This window comes from Microbacterium oxydans, from assembly GCF_000956405.1.
Classification (GTDB): domain Bacteria; phylum Actinomycetota; class Actinomycetes; order Actinomycetales; family Microbacteriaceae; genus Microbacterium; species Microbacterium oxydans_C.
Genome location: NZ_JYIV01000022.1, coordinates 95,509 through 112,181, shown reverse-complemented (window position 1 = coordinate 112,181; position 16,673 = coordinate 95,509). Strand labels below are relative to the sequence as shown.

Genomic DNA, 16,673 nt, shown 5'->3' with positions numbered 1-16,673 from the left:
CGACTCCCCACAAGAAAGTCGGGAAAACGTGGAGGGGAGTCTACGACCAGAGGTCGGTCCAACGAACACCGAGCTCCGCGGCGAGGCGGCGCACCGTCGACAGGGACATGCCGACGACGGTCGACGGGTCGCCCTCTACACGCGTGATGAAGGCGCCGCCCAGGCTGTCGACGGTGAAGGCTCCCGCCACGAGCAGCGGTTCCCCTGAAGCGACGTACGCGGCGATCTCGGCGTCCGTCACGTCGGAGGCGAAGGTCACGGCGGCCTCGGCGACGGCGGTGGCTTCCCGGGGCTCGGCGCCGGGGGCCACGCGGAAGACGGAATGGCCGGAGTGCAGGATGCCCGTCGCTCCGCGCATCTCTCGCCAGCGCCTGGTCGCCTCTTCCGGGGTGTACGGCTTGCCGTAGACGCGCCCGCCGAGCTCGAACATCGAGTCGCCGCCGATCACCAGGCCGTCGAAGCCCCCGTCCTCGACGAGACTCTGCGCCACGGCGGAGGCCTTCGCTCGAGCGAGCAGCAGCACCAGCTCCTCGGGAGGAAGCGGCGCGCCCCGCTCCGCCTCCGCAGCGGCGGCGACGGCGTCCTCGTCCACGTCCGGAGACAGTGTGAGCGGCTCGATGCCCGCCTGGCGCAGCAGCATGAGTCGGGCGGGTGAGGTGGAGGCGAGGCAGACGCGCATGTCCACCACCGTATCCTCGAAGGATGACTTCCTCCCCAGCCGACGTGCTCGAACTCGACATCACCGGCATCGCGCACGGGGGCACGTTCATCGCCCGCCACGAGGGGCGCGTGGTCTTCGTGTCCGATGCCGTCCCCGGTGAGCGCGTCCGTGCCCGCCTGATCGCTCCGCAGGAAGGGGCCGACGCCGACACCCGAAGCTTCTGGAGGGCCGAGACGATCGAGGTGTTGGAAGCGTCGGAGCACCGCCGCCCCCACATCTGGGCTGAAGCCGACGTATCCCGTGACCCCGTCGATCGTCCGGGCGGCGCCGACCTCGGGCACATCGATCTCGACCACCAGCGTGAGCTCAAGCGACGCGTGCTGACCGAGGCCCTCGACCGATTCGCGGGGAACGGTCTCATCGCGCCGGAGATCGAGCCCGTGGAGTCCGGAGACGGTCTCGGATGGCGCACCCGGGTCACGCTGCACGTCGACGACACGGGCACGGTCGGACCGTACGCGTCGCGCAGCCACCGCGTCGTGCCGGTCACGTCGTACCCGCTGGCGCGGCCGGCGATTGCCGCGGCGGCCCTCGCGCTGAGCGGGGAGGCTCCCGGTCGCATCGAGCTCGTGGAGCCCGCCGACGGCACCGTGCGCATCATCCGTCGCGAGGAGACCGAGCGCGCTCCGCGCGTGCAGAGGGGCTTCCGCAAGCGGCCGGCCCCCGAGGTGATCCACGAAGTGGTCAACGATCGTCGCTTCGAGGTGGACTCCACCGGCTTCTGGCAGGTCCACCCACGCGCGGCCTCGGTGCTCGACGCCGCCGTCTACGGCATCCTCGACGGTCATGTCGACGACCAGAAGACCCACTTCGACCTGTACGGCGGTGTCGGCTTGTTCGCGGCGACCCTGGCCGACCTCGGCGGCACGGAGATCGTGACGGTCGAGTCGAGCGCACGCGCCACTCAGCATGCGGCCGCGAACCTCGCCGCCCTCCAGGTGGAGGCGGTGACGGCGCGGGTCGATCGGTTCCTGGTCACGCGGAAGGGCGGAGGCCGGGCCGGCGCCGTCGTGCTCGACCCGCCTCGCGCCGGAGCAGGGCGTCAGGTGGTCGAGGCGATCCACGGGCTCGCTCCCGATGCCATCGCGTACGTCGCGTGCGACCCGGTGGCACTCGCACGTGACCTCGGCACCTTCCGCACGCTCGGGTGGAACGTCGACCGTCTTCGCGGCTTCGATCTCTTCCCCCACTCGCACCATTTCGAGGTCGTGGCGCTGCTCACCCGATGAGGGATCCACGGCCTTCCGAGGGGACTCAGTAGGCTGAGGGAATGAGCACGGTCGCACTCATCGACGATCACGAGTCCGTTCGCCTCGGCCTCGAGGCCGCGTGCGCGCGGGATTCGCAGACCGTGGTCTTCTCCGGAAGCACCGTGTCGTCGTACATCGAGTGGCGGAAGGCGTCGAAGGCCGCACCGGCGGATGTCGTCGTGCTCGACCTCACGCTCGGTGACGGCACGACCGTGACCGAGAACGTCACATCGCTCGTGAACGACGGCGCGAGCGTCGTGATCCACAGCGTGGCGGATCGTCCTGCAGCCGTGCGGGAAGCCCTCTCCGCCGGGGCCGCGGGCGTGGTGAGCAAGTCGTCCGCACTCGACGACGTGCTGGACGCGATCCGCACCGTGGCGCAGGGTGAGGCCCTCAACAACGTGGAATGGGCGAGCGCCGTCGACGGAGACCGGGCGTTCGCCGATGCGCAGCTGGCCACCCGCGAACGGGAGGTCCTCCGGCTGTACGCGACGGGTCTGCCCTTGAAGGCCGTCGCCGAGAAGCTGGGGGTCGCCTACTCGACCGCCAAGGAGAACATCACCCGCATCCGCGTGAAGTACGTGGAGGTCGGGCGACCGGCACCGACGAAGGTCGACCTGCTCCGCCGGGCGATGGAGGACGGGATCGTCACGGCCGACGAGGCACTCGGTGGCCGCTGAGCCGCTGAGCATCCGCGACGCCTGGAGCAAGATTCCTTCTCCCGGCAGCACGGAGACGGCGTACGAACGCTTCACCGGCAAGCGCATGGAGCGGATCCTCGCCATCGTGGTCGCGATCGGCTCGGCTGTCCTCGGCGGACAGGCGCTGGTCTCCGCCGTGGCATCTCTGTCCAGCGCGGACACCGCACACGTCGTCACGCTGTGCGTGGTGTTCGTGCCACTGGTCGCGATGCTCGTGGCATGCCTCATCGGGCGCGGGGTGCGGACCTTCTCCGGGATCTTCGCCGTGGTCTACGTGCTGGCGCTCGCCGCATGGCCGACGGTCGTCGATCCCTCCGACAAGGGAGCGGGCGAGCAGCCGTGGATCTTCTTCCTCGTCAACGTCGGGGTCGTCGCGGCGATGCTCGCTTTCCCTTTGGCGCTGCAGTTCGCCTGGGCGGCAGGGATGCCGTTCGTCTACGGCTATGTCCGTCTCGTCCAGGGGGAGTTCTCGCGCGACTTCTGGGTGACGACCGCCTTCGACGTGTCGTTCACTCTCATCCTCGGCGTGGTGATCGTCTCGCTCGGATGGATGTTCCGTTCGGTCGCCGCCGGGGTCGACGAGGCCAGGGGACAGGCGGTCGCGTCGTATTCCACGGCTGCGGCAGCGGCTGCGGCCGAGGAGGAGCGGGCGGCGATGTCCGCTCTGATGCACGACAGCGTCCTGGCCGCTCTGATCGCCGCAGAGCGTGCCGAGGGCGAGCGCGCCAGGGAGCTGGCCGTGGCGATGGCACGGGAGGCTCTCACTCGCCTCGCGAACACCGAGGCCGCCGTCGCACAGGAGGGGAGCGACGAGCCGGTCGGAACGGGGCAGATCGTGGTCGAGCTGCGCCGGGCGCTGTCCGAACTCGGCGCGGACGCGATCGTGGAGGAGCGCGGGGGTATCGGACTCATCCCCGGACGCGCCGCCCGCGCCCTGGTGCTCGCGGCACGTCAGGCGATCGGCAACGCGGTGTCCCATGCGGGTGGACGCGGACTTCACATCATCGTCGAAGGTCACGGCGACGAGGGCATCGGCGTGACGGTCTCCGACACCGGATCGGGATTCGACGTCGAGTCGATCGGTGCCGACCGACTCGGGATCCGTGCGTCGATCTTCGCGCGCATGGCGGGAGTGGCCGGCACGGCCCACATCCTCTCCGACGAGCACGGGACGACGGTCGTCCTGGGATGGGAGCGCTCGTGAACCGCACCGTGCGGAGTGTCGCGACCTCCCTCGCCGTCGGCTTCGCGCTGTACTTCGTCGCCCGAGGGATCTGGTGGATCGAGCAGCCGACGGCTCCGCTGCTGATGGTGCTCGCGATCGGCATCTACCTCGTGGTGGTGAACATCGCGATCCTCGGGACCGGCGCGGTGGTGAGGATGCCCATGTGGTCCGCCGTCCTCGCACTGGTCGCGAGTGCGCTCATCCCCACCCTCGTCACCGTGTCGCTCGACCCGGCAGACCGGACTGCCCCCTTCGCCACGTGGTACATCGGCGCACTGGGGCTCCTCGGGGTCGTGTGCGTCGTCCGGAGGCGGGCTCTGATCGGGGTGCTTCTTCTCGGAGTCCTCGTGGTGAGTGCCTCGGCATATCTGGGATTCGTCGTGGCCCTGAACCTCGGGCTCGTCGGCTCCATCATGTGGGTGGCGGTCGCTCGGCTCCTCGTGATGTTCTGGGATCGTGCTGTGCGCGACACCGAGCGGCTCGCCGAGATCCAGCAGGCGGTGTCCGCGTGGCATGCGACGCAGCGGGTGCGTCAGCGGGAGCGGCGCCTGCGCACGCAGTTCGCGCTGGCGGTCGCCGGTCCCGTCCTGAGCAGGGTCGTCGCGGCGCGGGGCGCCTTGGACGACCAGGAGCGGATGGACGCTCGACTCGCCGAGGGCAGGTTGCGGGACGAGTTGCGTGGAGCCGATCTGCTCAATGATGCCGTGCGCAACGCGATCGAGGCGGCACGACGCCGGGGCGTGGTGGTGACGGTTTTCGACGAGGGTGGATTCGACGGGATCGACGAGATGCGTCGCGAACAGATCAGGGACGAGCTGGCGGTCGTGCTCAGCCGCGCGCAGACTGCTCGCCTGATCATCCGTTCCGCACGCGATCCTCGCGTCGCGGTCACCGTGGTCGGCCGCGCAGGAGCTCGGGCGTCGGGCGATGACGATGCCGTCGACCTCTGGCACGAGATCCCACGCTGAGTCCCGCGCTGAGGCACCGCCGAACGGGGAGATCGGAGCACGTCCTCGGCCCCGGCCTGGGGAGGTGACCGGAGTCGAGGATGGTGAGAGTGGGAGAGGGGCGGCGAATCCGCCTGCCCCTCTCCGTGCGGACAGTTACCCGAAAACCGTCCGCTGGTGGCCAGTCAGCGTCTGTCTACCCTGGGACAGAGAGACCAGCCGAACGCGAAGCGTCCCCCTCAGTCTGATGGTTCGCGCGAACATTGTCTGTAGGTATTTTGGGGGACACGATTTCAGCCCCGATAGGCCATCATTGGACGATGGCAACTCGTCGTGGCACCAATCTTCCGCGCATGGGCGACTTCAACCAGTCCGTGATCCTGGAGGCCATCCGGCAGTCCGGCGAGGGGCTCAGCAGGATCGAGCTCTCGACAGCGACGCGCCTCTCGGCGCAGACGGTGACGAACATCACCCGCAGACTCCTCGATGACGGGTTCATCAGGGAAGCGGGCCGAACGATCAACGGACCGGGCAAGCCGCGCGTCACCCTGCGTCTGGTGGCGGACAGCCGCTTCGCTGTCGGGGTCCATCTTGATCCGGCCCTGATGACGTTCGTGCTGCTCGACCTGTCAGGGGCCGTCGTGCGGCGCGTGAGCGTGCGCACCCCTGCGGAGGACCCGCCTCGGATCGTCGAGGCCATGGCGACGACCATCGACGCGTTGATCGCGGGCTCGGGTGTCGATCGCTCACGGATCGCCGGGGTGGGGGTTGCGGCTCCCGGCCCGCTCGATGCGGAGTTGGGCACCGTCATCGACCCGCCGAAGCTCACGGGGTGGCACCGCGTGCCGTTGCGCGCGGTGCTTGCGGAGGCGACGGGTCTGCCGGTCGTGCTGGAGAAGGACACGACGTCGGCTGCAGTCGGCGAGCTCTGGACGCGGCGGGAGTCGGCGGACGACTCGTTCGTCTTCATCTACCTGGGGATCGGGATCGGCGCTGCCCTCGCGCGCGATGGCGAGGCCGTCCGCGGGAGCACGCGCAACATCGGCGAGATCGGCCACATCATCGTCGACCCCGACGGGCCGTCCTGCGCGTGCGGGGCCCGCGGATGCGTCGAGGTGGTGTGCACCCCGCAGGCGATCGTCGAGCAGGCGGAAAGGGCGGGAGTGTTCGACGATGCGCATCAGACGAGCGATGCCGCGGCCGTCGATGAGCGGTTCGGGCAGCTGTGCGAACGAGCGGCCGCCGGGAACGAGGCGGCTGTGGAGGTGCTCCGGCGCTCTGCCGCGCACATCACGGTGCTGACGGCGGCGCTCACCAACATGCTCGACGTCGACCGTGTCGTCTTCGGCGGGCCGTTCTGGTCACGGCTCGCCGATGTCTACCTGGCAGAGATCCCCGACAGGCTCGATCGGGCCAGTGCGACCCGTGCGATACGCACGCTTCCGGTCGACGGCACGGTGGTGGGCGATGACGTCGGTGCGGTGGGTGCGGCGTGCGTGGTGCTCGACTCGGTCCTGAGCCCGCGGGCCTCGGATCTCCTTCTCGACAGCTGAATACTCGCGGGGTGCCGGCACTCGGGCATCCACGTTTGCACGCATAAGTCGAATCGATATAGTATTTGGGCTTCGTTCTTCGGACAGATCCACGGACTCCGCGTTCCACTGTGTGCACGGCACCGTCACACGATGCGGAACACGGATTCGGGCCTGGACGAGGAGGGATCCGTGCACCGCTTGCAGAGGGGTGCACGAGGCGGCGACGGGGACGCGGCCGCGCGGGGCTCTGGGGGTCCTGCGGTGATCGTCGACGTGGTTCGTGAAGCGGAGGGTTCACGGATCACGCCGACGGCGTCCCTCCGCGTGCCGAGCGGAGGCGGAAAACGGGAGCCGGGGCGATCAGCCGGAGAAACGCCCCCACGGGATGTCGCGCCGGAGCGGGCGACGCAGCGGACGCTGGGTCTTGGTCCAGGCGGAGACGGAGGGCTCGTCGGCCACCGCGGCAGCCTCCTCCGTCGCGTATGCCTCGCTGATCACGGCGATCAGAGCGGCAAGCTCCTCCTCGGTGGCAGCGCCGCGGGTGATGTCGAGCAGCGGCGCGTCGGGGGAGGGTTCCTCCTGCAGGTTCTGCTCGGTCACAGCGGGATGTTCCCGTGCTTCTTCGGGGGCAGCTCCGCGCGCTTTCCGCGCAGGGCGCGAAGTGCCTTCGCGATCGAGACGCGGGTGTTGGCCGGCTCGATGATGCCGTCGAGTTCCCCGCGCTCGGCGGCCAGGAAGGGCGACGCCACGTTGTACGTGTACTCGTTCGCGAGCCGGGTGCGCACGGCGGCGACGTCTTCGCCGGCCTCTTCGGCCTTCTTGATCTCGCCGCGGTACAGGATGTTGACCGCTCCCTGACCGCCCATGACCGCGATCTCGGCGGTCGGCCACGCGAGATTCACGTCCGCGCCGAGCTGCTTCGAGCCCATCACGATGTATGCGCCCCCGTACGCCTTGCGCAGGATGACGGTGACCAGGGGCACGGTGGCCTCTGCATAGGCGTAGAGCAGCTTCGCGCCACGACGGATGACTCCCGTCCACTCCTGATCCGTGCCGGGCAGGTAGCCGGGAACGTCGACGAGCGTGACGATCGGGATCGAGAAGGCGTCGCAGAACCGCACGAAGCGGCTGGCCTTCTCGCCTGCCTCGATGTTCAAGGTGCCCGCCATCTGCGAGGGCTGGTTGGCGATGATGCCGACCGAGCGGCCCTCGACACGACCGAAGCCGATCACGATGTTGGGCGCGAACAGCGGCTGCACTTCGAGGAAGTCGCCCTCGTCGACGACGTGCTCGATCACCGTGTGGATGTCGTAGGGCTGGTTGGTCGAGTCGGGGACGATCGTGTTGAGCACTCGGTCCGCGTCTGTCGTCTCGAACTCGAACGCGCTCTCGTACGACGGCAGCTCCGCCATGTTGTTGTCCGGGAGGAAGCTCAGGAGCGTCCGCGCGTAGTCGATGGCGTCGTCCTCGTCCTCCGCGAGGTAGTGGGCGACACCCGAGCGGGTGTTGTGAGTGTACGCGCCGCCCAGTTCCTCCATGCCCACGTCTTCGCCCGTGACGGTCTTGATGACGTCCGGCCCCGTGACGAACATCTGGCTGGTCTTGTCGACCATGATGACGAAGTCGGTCAGAGCGGGGGAGTACACAGCGCCACCCGCGGCCGGACCCATGATGATGGAGATCTGCGGGATGACTCCGGAAGCGCGGGTGTTCAGGCGGAAGATCTCACCGTACTTGCCGAGGGCGACGACGCCTTCCTGGATGCGTGCGCCTCCGGAATCGAGGATGCCGATGCAGGGCATCCCTCCGGCGAGTGCGAACTCCATGATCTTCACGATCTTCTCTCCGGCGACCTCGCCGAGCGAGCCGCCGAATGTGGAGAAATCCTGCGAGTAGACCGCGACGGTCCGGCCGTTGATCGTGCCGACCCCGGTCACGACCGAGTCGCCGTAGGGGCGGGAGCGGTCCATGCCGAACGCTGTCGTGCGGTGGCGCACGTATTCATCGAACTCGACGAAGCTTCCCGGGTCCACGAGCAGCTCGATGCGTTCGCGGGCGGTCATCTTGCCCTTGGCGTGCTGCTTCTCCTTCGCCTTCGCTTCTGCGTCGACGACGGCTTCGGTGTAGCGAGCGCGCAGATCCGCGATCTTGCCGGCAGTGGTAAAGAGGTCGGGCTTGTCCGTCACGGATTCCACCCTATCGTCGGCTCGCCCTCGGCCGTTGGATGCTCGCCACAACGGCTCGGCCGATCCTTTGGCGACCTGCGCTCAGCGCTCCTCGCGCTCCTCGCCGGGATTCGAGGGCAGGGAGTGGTCGCCGGCGCCGACCTCGAGCTCTTCCGGCTCGCTGCCGTGACGGCGCCCGGCGCGTCCACCGACACGGTGTCCGACCCACTCTGCGCCTCGTGCCACGGTGCCGGCGGCACCCACCACGGCGTTCCCGGCGTAGCGTGCGCCTCGCAGCATCCGCAGCTCGAACTTCTCGGCGCCGGGGATCGGCTCCAGTTCCAGTGGCAGGTCGATCGGGGCAGCGCCGAAGGCTTTGTGAGAAGTGGTCAGCACGCGTCGGCCGAGGATGTTGTTCCCCGCGCCTCCGATCGCGGCGCCGATCCCGAACGGAAGTGCCTTGCCGATGACCGACGCGCCGCCCTTCGCGGCGAACTGCTTCACGAACATGCTCTTGAGCTGGTCGACGAGGGGGCCGACCGCGGCGCGAGGGAGGGATTTCGTGACGAGCTCGCCCCAGTAGGAGGATCTGCTCCCGCCGCGGCCGGCCACCTGCCCGGCGAGCTGTCCGACGAGGTCGACGCCCTCCTTGCCGAGCATCAGCGTCATCACCAGAGCGCGAGCACGGTCCGGATTCGCGACCGCGATCCCGTGCACCTCGGCGACCGACTGCGCGAACAGTGCGGTGGACTCCACGAAGCCCACGGTCTCGACGCCGGAGAGGGCGAGGGTGACACCGGTGCCGATGCCGGGGACGACCGCGGTCGCTCCGACCGCCGCTCCTCCGGTCGTCACTGCCGCGAGGTAGCGGCGCTCGAGGATGCGGATGATCTCGGTGGGCGACGCGTGGGGATTGCGCAACCGGATGCTTCGGATGTGGGCGAGGACCAACGGTCGCTGGATCGCCAGCACGCGGTCGAGACCGCGCACCATCATCGGATGCTCCGCCGAGCCGGCGGGGGGCACGCCCTTATCCCACGGAGCATCGTCCGGGAGGGAGTGGATCTTGTGCACCTTGGGAGCCATGCAGTGATCCTATGGAGACAGTCCGCGAAAACGCCGAAAGCCCGGTCCCGCGAGGGGGACCGGGCTTTCGTGCCGTGCGATCAGACGAAGAGGTTCGCCCGCTCCAGGTCTTCCGCGAAGTCGACCTCGACCGCGTACAGGTCGGAGACGTCCATCGGCTCGAGCAGCAGCCCGTCCTCGGCGATCGCGAGTTCGAGACCGCGCTCGAAGTAGTCCTGGTCCTCCACGCGCTGGAGCTGACGCATGAACGCCTTCTTCTGGCTGGAGGAGATGTAGTTGATGCCCACGGCCTCGCCGAGTCCGCCCTTGACGGTCTTGGACAGTTCGTTGATGAAACCCTCGGCCGTGACCGTGTACTTCACCTCTTCGTCGCTGACCTTGGAGGTGTTGACCGTGACGAACGACTGGTCGCGCTCGATGTATTCGAGAGCGCGGCCGAGGATCATCGGATCGAAGACGACATCGCCGTTCATCCACAGCACTCCACCACGGCCCGTCGCACCGAGTGCGCGCAGCAGGCTCTTGGAGGTGTTGGTCTCGTCGTAGCGCTCGTTGTGGACGTAGTTCACGTTCGGGAATGCGTCGATGATCGTCTCGGCGCGGTAGCCGACCACGGTGGTGATGCGGGCGTCGGAACCGAAAGCGGCCCGGATGTTGTCGTGCTGCTGGCCCATGATCGTGCGGCCGTCGCTCAGTTCGGTGAGCGGCTTCGGCAGCGCGCGGCCGAGGCGCGAGCCCATTCCGGCGGCGAGGATGACGGTCTGAAGAGTCACGAGTGCTCCTAAAGGAAGTTGTGTTCACGGTCGATTAACCGACCAGACACTTCGTCGTGCCGCGTTCATGGTATCGATTCCGCCTGGGAACCCCAGGGCCAGGAGGTCCCCGTTGTCATTTCGTGATCGACTACACACGAGACGCACAGGGTTGGGACCACCCTGCGATTGCTGGGAAGTCCCCGCATCCGAGGGCAGTTTATTGCGCGGCGGCCTTGGCGCACAGCCGCCCGTTGATACCGTAGGACGGTGACTGCCTCCCCTGACGACCGCACCGCCCAGGTGGACCAAACCGAGACCGCGCAAGAGAAGACGTCGACGAAGCGCCCGACGTCGAAGAAATCGAGTACCGACGAGGTATCGACGGCTGAGACGACGGCAAAGCGACCTGCCGCGAAGAAGCCTGCCGTGAGGAAGCCTGCCGCGAAGCAGCCGGCCACGAGCAGCACCACGAGTGCCAAGAGGACGGCGGCTTCGAAGTCGCCGGCGGCGAAGACGTCGACAGCGAAGGCGTCGACAACGACAGCGAAGGCGTCGACAGTGAAGGCCGCGGCGGAGAAAGCCGCACCGACTGCCGACATCGTCGTGGAGCCGTTGGCCAAGGCGTTGCCCGATCAGAAGGGAACGTCGACCTCTACCGCGCGCGGCTCGGCAGCGGCTCGCACCGCCGCTGCGAAGAACTCGGCTTCGAAGACGACGGCGGCGAAGACCACGGCTGCCAAGAAGACTGCGGCGAAGACGACGGCGGCGAAGACGACTGCGGCGAAGACCCCGGCTGCCAAGACGACTGCAGCGAAGTCCACGGCGGCGAAGACGACTGCAGCGAAGACGACGGCGGCGAAGACTTCGACGGCGAAGACGGTCGCGGCGAAAGCTGCCGCGACGAAGGCGGCCGCGACGAAGTCCACTGCTCGTGCGGCCGCCGCCAAGACGACCGCGGCGAAGACAGCGGCGGCGAAAGCAGCGGCAGCGAAGAACGCGGCAGCGAAGAAGGCCGCCGATGAGGCCGAGAAGGCGGCGGCCGACGCGGCGAAGAACGCCCCGGAGCCCCGGGCGGCCGAGACGGCTCCGGTGGACTCTTCACGTTCCGCCGAGCCTGCAGCGGAGCCGGTGCTGCCGGTCGAAATCGCCTCGACGCCGGAGCCGGTGACTGAGCCCGCTTCCGAGCCCGAGCCGATTGCCGAGTCCGAGCCGGTTGCCGAGCTCGTCGATGCTCCCGCCCTCGCGGCGGAGGTCGTCGACGACGAACCGGTCGAGGTCGAGTCGGTCGCCGAGGCGCCGATCGAGTCGGGAACGGCTGCATCGGTCGAGGTCATCGAGGTCGTCGAGGCCGTCGGAAGTTCCGATGATGCGGCCGCGGAGGCGGCTGACGCCGTCGAGGAGCTGTCGGGCGGCGAGGCGATCAGCATCCGCGGTCTCGTCAAGCAGTTCGGCGACAACCGCGCCGTCGACGGCATCGATCTGACGGTGCCGGCCGGATCGTTCTATGGGGTGGTCGGTCCCAACGGCGCGGGCAAGACGACGACCCTCTCGATCGTCGCCGGACTCCTGCGTGCCGACGAGGGCAGCGTCGTGATCTGCGGAATCGACCAGGCGAAGCAGCCGCTGGCCGCGAAGAGACTGATGGGAGTGCTGCCCGACCGTCTGCGTACGTTCGACCGTCTCACGGGTCGTCAGCTGCTGTATTACTACGGGCTGCTGCGCGGCCTCGCTGCGGACGTGATCGAGAAGCGTGCGGCCGACCTCGCTCGCGCGTTCGACCTCGGCGATGCGCTCAGCCGGGTCGTCTCGGACTACTCGGCCGGAATGACCAAGAAGATCATGCTCGCAGGAGCCATGATCCACTCGCCGCGAGTGCTCGTGCTCGATGAGCCGTTCGAGTCGGTCGACCCTGTCTCCTCGGCCGTGATCCTCGACATCCTCCGCGCCTATGTCTCCCATGGAGGCACGGTGATCCTCTCCAGCCACGGCATGGACCTGGTCGAGCGCGTCTGCTCCCGGGTGGCGATCATCGTCGGAGGAGAGGTGCTGGCCGAGGGGACCATCGACGAGGTTCGCGCGGGACAGACGCTCGAGGCGCGCTTCGTCGAGCTCGCCGGTTCCAGCGGAGAGGTGGAGGGGCTCGAGTGGCTGCACACGTTCTCCGACTGAGGCTCGCGCTTCTGATCGGAACCCTGCGCGGTGACCGTCGGGTCCGTTCGATCATCTCGTTCGTCGCTGTCGTCGCCGTCACCGCCGTGGTGTGCATCGCGGTCTTCAGCCTGTCGACCGCCCCTGTGCCGGTCGCTCGGGCGGTCACCGTCCTCGGTGGTGCTGCGCTTCTGGTCGGTTTCCTCGTGGGGCCGCTTCTCGTCGGTGCGGTGGACCAGCTCGATCCTCGCCGGTTCGCGGTCTTCGGGGTCGATGAGCGCCACATGCCGTGGGTGCTCACGCTGGCCGCGTTCGTGAGCGTGCCCAGCCTCGCGCTCCTGGCCGTCTACATCAGCGTGTGCATCGTCGCGATCGGCGCGGGGACCCCGTGGCCGCTGGCGGTCCTGATGACTGTCATCGGCGTCGTCACCACCATGCTGGTCTCGCGGATCGGGATGGCCCTCAACGCGTTGCTCCTCCCCGAGCGGAGGTCTCGGGAGCTCACCGCCCTGTTCGCGCTCGCGCTGATCGTGATCGCCTTCCCGGTCGCGGTGTTCTTCGGATCGCTTCGGTGGGACGGCCTCGTGCCTCCTTCGCTGGCGACCCTTTCCGGTGTGTTCGGCTACAGCCCGTTCGCGGCGGCGCCGGCGTTCCTCTTCGATTCCGCGGCGGGGGCGACGGCATCCGCGTGGACCACGGGGATCATCGCGTTCCTCACCGTCGTTCTCCTCTGGATCTCGTGGGCGTGGGTCGTCCGCCGCCTCCTGACGACGACCGAGCGTCCGGTCGCCTCGCGGGAGCGCACCGGGCTCGGCTGGTTCGGGCTGCTGCCGTCGAACGCCTTCGGGGCGATCGCGTCTCGAAGCCTCGTGTACTGGCTCCGCGACCGTCGCTACATCATGAACATCATCGTGGTCCCGGTCGCAGGCGTGCTCACCGTGCTGCCGCTCATCGTCGCCGGTGTTCCGGTGGAGATCGCCGCGCTGGTCCCCGTACCGGTGATGGCACTGTTCTTCGGCTGGTTGCCGCACAACGACGTCGCCTACGATTCGACCGCGCTGTGGACGCATGTGGCGAGCGGGGTCCGTGGGCTTCCCGATCGCCTCGGCCGACTCGTGCCCGTACTGCTCGTCGCGATCCCGGTGCTCGCCATCGCGGTTCCACTGTCCCTCCTCCTCGTGGGCAACTGGAGTCTTCTGCTGCCGCTGGGTGGCGTGGCCGCCAGCCTGCTCTTCAGCGCCCTCGGCATCTCGAGCATCGTCTCGGTCGTGGCTCCCTACGCTGTCTCCCGGCCGGGAGACAGTCCATTCCAGCAGCCGCAGAGGCCCACATCCCGGGGGGTCTACGGGCCCGCAGCGACGTTCATCGGAGCGATCGTGCTGAGCGCGCCCACCATGTGGTTGTTCGCGGCGACGATCCTGGAGGGGACGGCGTATGCTCCCGCCACGTTCTGGGTCGGGCTCCTCACGGGCCTCGGGGTGCTGGCGCTGGGCGCCGTCATCGGCGGTCGCATCTTCGAGCGCAGCGGAGAGCGTCTCATGGAGTTCGTCGAGACGGCATGACGGCCACCCGCGAGGCTGTCGACGCGGCTAGACTCTCGGGATGAGTACTCCGCTGGACAGCCCCGATCAGGGCGGCGTGGCAACGCTTGATCGCGAACTGGAAGAGCTCCTCCGCGAAGAGAACCTCGAACCGGGCGACCACGAGCGCTTCTCGCATTATGTGAAGAAGGACAAGATCCTCGAGTCCGCGATCACCGGCAAGCCGGTGCGCGCCCTGTGCGGCAAGAAGTGGACTCCGGGTCGCGATCCGGAGAAGTTCCCCATCTGCCCTACGTGCAAGGAGATCTACGAATCGATGATGGGCTGATCTCAGTCCGCTTCGACGTACACGGTGGGGATCGCCGGGTCGGACTTGCTGAGCGCGAGCGCCCGCACCGGGAGTTCCTCGCGCACCCGCAGATGGTGGGCGCGAGCGGCTGCTGTGCCTTCGACCCCTTCGTAGGACGCATCTATGTCGCCGGCCTCGACGAAGGCGACCTGCAGGGGGCGGCCGTCGGGATGGTCGGCTGCGGTGTCGAGCTGCTCGAAGCCGTCGGAGACGACGACCGTCTCCGACGTGGCGACGCCGTCGGACAGAGTGCGGAACGCCGCCTTCCGTCCGCCGTGTGACGCCTTGTCCGCCGACGCCTTGGCGACACCTACCCACGACCCGGCGGCGTCCTGTCGCGCCACGAGCTTGTAGACCATGCTCGCTGTCGGGTATCCGGAGCCGGTCACGACTGATGTCCCCACTCCGTATGCGTCGACCGGGGAAGCGGCGAGGGCGGCGATCGCGTACTCGTCCAGATCGCTGGTCACCGTGATGCGCGTCGATGTGGCGCCGAGTTCGTCCAGCTGGGCACGGACGTCAGCGGCGACGATCGGGAGGTCGCCCGAGTCGATCCGCACACCGCCGAGTTCCGTGCCGGCGACACGGATGGCGGTCTCGACGCCGGTCCGGATGTCGTACGTGTCGACGAGTAGCGTCGTGCCGGAGCCCAGGCTCTCCACCTGGGAGCGGAACGCCTCCTCCTCCGTGTCGTGCAGCAGTGTCCAGGAATGGGCGGCTGTTCCCATGGTGGGGATGCCCCAGCTCCGTCCCGCTTCGAGGTTGCTCGTGGCGCCGAAGCCCGCGATGTAGGCCGCGCGAGCTGCCGCGACGGCGGATCGCTCGGCGGCACGGCGGGAGCCCATCTCGGCCAGTGGGCGCTCTCCGGCGGCGATGCTCATGCGCGACGCGGCGGTGGCGACGGCGGAGTCGTGGTTGAGCACACTCAGCGCGAGCGTCTCGAGCACGACCGCGTCTGCGAACGTACCCTCCACCGTGAGGATCGGGGAGCCGGGAAAGTACAGCTCGCCCTCGCGATAGCCGCGGATCGAGCCGGTGAACCGGTAATTCTCGAGATGCTTCAGAGACTCCGCATCGACGACCTCCTCGTCGCGCAGGAAACGCAGCTCGTCCTCGCCGAAGTGGAAATCGCGGAGCAGACCGAGAAGCCGGCCTGTCCCCGCCACGACACCGAAACGACGGCCTCCGGAGAGTCGTCGGGAGAACAGCTCGAACACGCTCGGGCGGAATGCCGTGCCATCGCGCAGGGAGGCGGCGAGCATCGTCAGCTCGTAACGGTCGGTGAGCAGCGCCGTCGACGTGGTCATGCGCTCAGTTTAGTGAGCGCCGTGATGCGCGCGGCGGGCCACGCGCGGGTAGGCTGGGGAGTCATGAACGACGCGCCGATCGGGATCTTCGACTCCGGTGTCGGCGGGCTCACGGTGGCGCGGGCCATCCGCGCCCAGCTGCCCCGTGAGTCGTTCGTCTACATCGGCGACACTGCGCACTCGCCGTACGGGCCGAAGCCCATCGCCGATGTGCGCCGTTACTCGCTCGAGGTGCTCGACACGCTCGTCGACCAGGGCGTGAAGATGCTGGTGATCGCGTGCAACACCGCATCCGCCGCCATGCTGCGTGATGCCCGTGAGCGTTACGACATCCCCGTGGTCGAGGTGATCGGTCCCGCGGTGCGCCGTGCCGTGTCCACGACCCGCAACGGCCGTGTCGGAGTGATCGGAACGGTCGGCACGATCGGCTCGCGCGCCTACCAGGACATGCTCGAGGTGAACGAGCGGCTGCAGGTCTTCACCGCCGCATGCCCGCGCTTCGTCGAGTTCGTCGAAGCCGGGATCACCGGCACGCCCGAAGTGCTCGCGGTGGCCGAGGAGTACCTCGCCCCCCTCCGCGATGCAGACGTCGACACGCTCGTGCTCGGCTGCACGCACTACCCCTTCCTCCGTGGTGCCATCAGCTACGTGATGGGCGAGGGCGTCACGCTCGTCTCCAGCGACGACGAGACCGCCGGTGACGTCTATCGCCAGCTCGTGCGCGGTGACCTGCTCGCCTCGCCGGATGCGACCGCAAGCTATGTGTACGAGGCCACCGGCGCCGCGACCGACGACTTCACCGCGCTGGCCAACCGACTGATGGGGCGTGAGGTGCGCGATGTGCAGCTCGTCCAGACCGGCGTCATCACCCTCCCCGACACCGCCTTCGAGTAGTCCCGATCGTCTCGCTCCGACGCGATCACCCATTCCGACCTGAGAGAAG

Annotated in this window: 15 protein-coding genes; 9 read left to right on the top strand and 6 right to left on the bottom strand. The window is 68.4% G+C overall.

Annotation, left to right across the window (positions count from 1 at the left end):
- Positions 1-40: 40 nt before the first annotated feature.
- On the bottom strand, positions 41-679 hold the full coding sequence (locus RN51_RS06750) for a Maf family protein (RefSeq protein WP_045263341.1): 639 nt from the start codon (positions 677-679) through the stop codon (positions 41-43).
- Positions 680-702: 23 nt separating this feature from the next.
- Here RN51_RS06750 and RN51_RS06745 point away from each other — a divergent pair, with 23 nt between their 5' ends.
- The 5 genes from RN51_RS06745 to RN51_RS06725 all read left to right on the top strand — a co-directional run bounded on the left by RN51_RS06745 (position 703) and on the right by RN51_RS06725 (position 6,397).
- Complete coding sequence (locus RN51_RS06745; RefSeq protein ID WP_045263281.1) at positions 703-1,950, top strand: class I SAM-dependent RNA methyltransferase; 1,248 nt, start codon at positions 703-705, stop codon at positions 1,948-1,950.
- Positions 1,951-1,991: 41 nt separating this feature from the next.
- Complete coding sequence (locus RN51_RS06740; RefSeq protein WP_045263280.1) at positions 1,992-2,651, top strand: response regulator transcription factor; 660 nt, start codon at positions 1,992-1,994, stop codon at positions 2,649-2,651.
- Entirely contained in the window at positions 2,641-3,876 is a 1,236-nt protein-coding gene (locus RN51_RS06735; protein ID WP_052674623.1) for an ATP-binding protein, read from the top strand. The genes RN51_RS06740 and RN51_RS06735 overlap by 11 nt, the downstream gene beginning before the upstream one ends.
- Positions 3,873-4,865: a hypothetical protein gene (locus RN51_RS06730; RefSeq protein WP_231579240.1), complete on the top strand. Its 993-nt coding sequence runs from the start codon at positions 3,873-3,875 to the stop codon at positions 4,863-4,865. Before RN51_RS06735 ends, RN51_RS06730 begins: the two co-directional genes overlap by 4 nt.
- Before the next feature lie 332 nt (positions 4,866-5,197).
- Complete coding sequence (locus RN51_RS06725) at positions 5,198-6,397, top strand: ROK family transcriptional regulator (RefSeq protein ID WP_045263278.1); 1,200 nt, start codon at positions 5,198-5,200, stop codon at positions 6,395-6,397.
- A 342-nt stretch (positions 6,398-6,739) separates the two neighbouring features.
- Here the strand turns inward: RN51_RS06725 and RN51_RS06720 are convergent, their stop codons facing one another.
- The 4 genes from RN51_RS06720 to RN51_RS06705 all read right to left on the bottom strand — a co-directional run bounded on the left by RN51_RS06720 (position 6,740) and on the right by RN51_RS06705 (position 10,403).
- Positions 6,740-6,979, bottom strand: coding sequence for an acyl-CoA carboxylase subunit epsilon (locus RN51_RS06720; protein WP_045263277.1), 240 nt, complete (start codon positions 6,977-6,979; stop codon positions 6,740-6,742).
- On the bottom strand, positions 6,976-8,565 hold the full coding sequence (locus tag RN51_RS06715) for an acyl-CoA carboxylase subunit beta (RefSeq protein WP_419865793.1): 1,590 nt from the start codon (positions 8,563-8,565) through the stop codon (positions 6,976-6,978). The genes RN51_RS06720 and RN51_RS06715 overlap by 4 nt, the downstream gene beginning before the upstream one ends.
- 81 nt (positions 8,566-8,646) lie before the next feature.
- Positions 8,647-9,630, bottom strand: coding sequence for a hypothetical protein (locus tag RN51_RS06710; RefSeq protein ID WP_045263275.1), 984 nt, complete (start codon positions 9,628-9,630; stop codon positions 8,647-8,649).
- A gap of 80 nt (positions 9,631-9,710) precedes the next feature.
- A complete protein-coding gene (locus tag RN51_RS06705) occupies positions 9,711-10,403 on the bottom strand; it encodes an NTP transferase domain-containing protein (protein WP_045263274.1) in 693 nt (230 codons plus the stop codon).
- A gap of 408 nt (positions 10,404-10,811) precedes the next feature.
- On the opposite strand from RN51_RS06705, the gene RN51_RS18825 reads away from it, so the two are divergent.
- The 3 genes from RN51_RS18825 to RN51_RS06680 are packed head-to-tail and all read left to right on the top strand — an operon-like array spanning position 10,812 to position 14,402.
- On the top strand, positions 10,812-12,554 hold the full coding sequence (locus RN51_RS18825) for an ABC transporter ATP-binding protein (RefSeq protein ID WP_331454201.1): 1,743 nt from the start codon (positions 10,812-10,814) through the stop codon (positions 12,552-12,554).
- Entirely contained in the window at positions 12,530-14,095 is a 1,566-nt protein-coding gene (locus RN51_RS06685; RefSeq protein ID WP_045263272.1) for a hypothetical protein, read from the top strand. The genes RN51_RS18825 and RN51_RS06685 overlap by 25 nt, the downstream gene beginning before the upstream one ends.
- Before the next feature lie 40 nt (positions 14,096-14,135).
- Positions 14,136-14,402, top strand: a complete 267-nt coding sequence (locus tag RN51_RS06680) for a DUF3039 domain-containing protein (protein ID WP_017828506.1) — start codon at positions 14,136-14,138, stop codon at positions 14,400-14,402.
- A gap of 2 nt (positions 14,403-14,404) precedes the next feature.
- Here the strand turns inward: RN51_RS06680 and RN51_RS06675 are convergent, their stop codons facing one another.
- Positions 14,405-15,730 (bottom strand): nicotinate phosphoribosyltransferase, encoded by a 1,326-nt coding sequence (locus RN51_RS06675; RefSeq protein WP_045263271.1) that lies wholly within the window; start codon positions 15,728-15,730, stop codon positions 14,405-14,407.
- A gap of 63 nt (positions 15,731-15,793) precedes the next feature.
- On the opposite strand from RN51_RS06675, the gene murI reads away from it, so the two are divergent.
- Positions 15,794-16,624 carry a glutamate racemase gene (gene murI / locus RN51_RS06670; protein ID WP_045263270.1) on the top strand — a complete coding sequence of 277 codons (831 nt, stop codon included), beginning with the start codon at positions 15,794-15,796 and terminating at the stop codon, positions 16,622-16,624.
- Positions 16,625-16,673 lie beyond the last annotated feature (49 nt).

What these genes read in the sequence shown, in the direction of transcription:
- RN51_RS06750 (WP_045263341.1), bottom strand. Translation starts at nt 679, where the DNA reads ATGCGCGTCTGCCTCGCCTCCACCTCACCCGCCCGACTCATGCTGCTG.
- RN51_RS06740 (WP_045263280.1), top strand. Translation starts at nt 1,992, where the DNA reads ATGAGCACGGTCGCACTCATCGACGATCACGAGTCCGTTCGCCTCGGC.
- RN51_RS06710 (WP_045263275.1), bottom strand. Translation starts at nt 9,630, where the DNA reads ATGGCTCCCAAGGTGCACAAGATCCACTCCCTCCCGGACGATGCTCCG.
- RN51_RS06745 (WP_045263281.1), top strand. Translation starts at nt 703, where the DNA reads ATGACTTCCTCCCCAGCCGACGTGCTCGAACTCGACATCACCGGCATC.
- murI (WP_045263270.1), top strand. Translation starts at nt 15,794, where the DNA reads ATGAACGACGCGCCGATCGGGATCTTCGACTCCGGTGTCGGCGGGCTC.
- RN51_RS06725 (WP_045263278.1), top strand. Translation starts at nt 5,198, where the DNA reads ATGGGCGACTTCAACCAGTCCGTGATCCTGGAGGCCATCCGGCAGTCC.
- RN51_RS06680 (WP_017828506.1), top strand. Translation starts at nt 14,136, where the DNA reads ATGAGTACTCCGCTGGACAGCCCCGATCAGGGCGGCGTGGCAACGCTT.
- RN51_RS06675 (WP_045263271.1), bottom strand. Translation starts at nt 15,730, where the DNA reads ATGACCACGTCGACGGCGCTGCTCACCGACCGTTACGAGCTGACGATG.